Consider the following 1,818-nt stretch of genomic DNA (forward strand, 5'->3'; position numbering starts at 1 on the left):
ATCCTGTCACAAAACTGCAAAGTACTTGTCATGGGATCGTTCTTGGTGTAGCTTGACCGACACAACGAAACCGATCGAGGTTCCGCCCGGGTGTGCTCGACACACTCGTTCGCCTCCCTCCCCCTCGATCAGTTCGCCCGAAGCGCCGTTTCGTGAACGAGCCGGACTGTCCGCCCGCGCCCGGCTCGTCGGAACGGCGCTTCGGGGTTTTTTCCGCCCTGGTCGACCTTGGTCGGGCCGGGGAGCGGTTCGCTCAGCCCTCGACCCGCCGGCGGCCCTCGAGGGCCCGGCCGAGGGTGAGCTCGTCGGCGTACTCGAGGTCCCCGCCGACGGGGAGCCCGCTGGCGATGCGGGTGACGGTCACCCCGAGGGGGCGGACCAGGCGGGCGAGGTACATGGCCGTCGCCTCGCCCTCGATGTTCGGGTTGGTGCAGAGGATGACCTCGGTGATCCCCTCGGCCTCGATGCGGGCGAGCAGCTCGCGGACCCGCAGCTGGTCGGGGCCGATGCCCTCGATGGGGCTGATCGCGCCCTGGAGGACGTGGTAGCGGCCGGCGAACTCCCGGGTCCGCTCGACGGCCACGACGTCCCTCGGCTCCTCGACCACGCAGACGACGGCCGGGTCGCGCCGGGGGTCGGTGCAGATGCCGCACTCGGCCTCGCCCTGCACGCCCTCGGCGACGTTGAAGCAGCGCCGGCAGAACGCCACCCGGGCCTTGGCGTCGGCGATGGCCCTGGACAGGCGCAGGGCGTCCTCGGGCGGCAGCTTCAGCAGGTGGAAGGCGATGCGCTGGGCCGACTTCGGCCCGATGCCGGGCAGGCGCCCCAGCTCGTCGATCAGCTCCTGGACGGGACCGGCGTACACGGGGGGCGCTCAGCCCCCGAGCAGGCCGCCGAGGTCGAGCCCACCGAGGTCGAGGCCGCCCATGGCCCCCTGCTGGAGCTCGCCGACCTTGGCCATCGCGTCGTGGAGGGCGGCGAGGACGAGGTCCTGGAGCAGCTCGACGTCGTCGGGGTCGACGGCCTGCGGGTCGATCGTGACCGAGCGGAACTCCATGCCGCCCGTCACCCTGACGCGGACGACGCCGCCACCGGCCTGGCCCTCGACCTCGGTCTCGGCGGCGCGGGCCTGGGCGGCCACCAGCTGCTCCTGCATGGCCTGGGCCTGGCGCATCAGGGCGCCGAGGTCGGGGGTCTCGGACACGGTGCCTCCTCGCCGGCTCAGTCGCCGTCCACCAGCTGGGCGCCGGGGAAGGCCTGGGTCAGCCGGTCGATCCCGGACCGTACCTCGACGGTGGCGTCGGGCAGCGAATGCACGTCGACGTCGAGCAGGTCCTCGTCGTCGTCCTGGCGGTCGGGCGGCCCGCTCGGGGTGCCCTCGACGACGAGGCGGAGCGGGACGGGCCGGCCGAAGTGGGCGGCAAGGGTGGCCTCGACCTCGCCCCGCAGCGGCTCGCAGCGCTCCCGGTGGGCGGCGTTGGGCAGCGCGAACAGGACGACGCCGTCGGCGACGTCGACGAACCGGCCGGCGACGAACCGCACGCGGGCGGCCTTCGGCAGCCGGGGCACGACCTCGTCGGCCCAGGCGAGGGTGAGCTCGTCCCGGGTCGGCAGCGGGGCCCCGGCCGCTGCTGCGGAGGCGGGGCCGGCGGCGGGCGCCCCGGCCGGGGTCGGGGCGGGTGCCGCGGTCGGCGCCGTCGGTGCCGCCGCCCCCGGGACGAGGCCCGGCGCCGCGGCCGGACCGGTCGGTGCCGCCGCGCCCGGGACGGGGCCGGAGACTGCGGCGGGCGCGGTCGGTGCCGCCGCCCCCGGGACGAG

Annotated in this window: 3 protein-coding genes; all 3 read right to left on the reverse strand. The window is 75.2% G+C overall.

The genetic code is table 11. The features are described 5' to 3' along the window. Positions 1 to 253: 253 nt before the first annotated feature. Complete coding sequence (recR, locus tag VGB14_17540; protein ID HEX9994736.1) at positions 254 to 865, reverse strand: recombination mediator RecR; 612 nt, start codon at positions 863 to 865, stop codon at positions 254 to 256. Positions 866 to 874: 9 nt separating this feature from the next. After that, positions 875 to 1,204: a YbaB/EbfC family nucleoid-associated protein gene (locus VGB14_17545; GenBank protein ID HEX9994737.1), complete on the reverse strand. Its 330-nt coding sequence runs from the start codon at positions 1,202 to 1,204 to the stop codon at positions 875 to 877. Positions 1,205 to 1,221: 17 nt separating this feature from the next. Beyond that, positions 1,222 to 1,818, reverse strand: a 597-nt coding sequence (locus VGB14_17550) for a hypothetical protein (protein ID HEX9994738.1), incomplete at its 5' end; no start/stop codon positions are given.

Source organism: Acidimicrobiales bacterium (assembly GCA_036399815.1).
GTDB lineage: Bacteria > Actinomycetota > Acidimicrobiia > Acidimicrobiales > DASWMK01 > DASWMK01.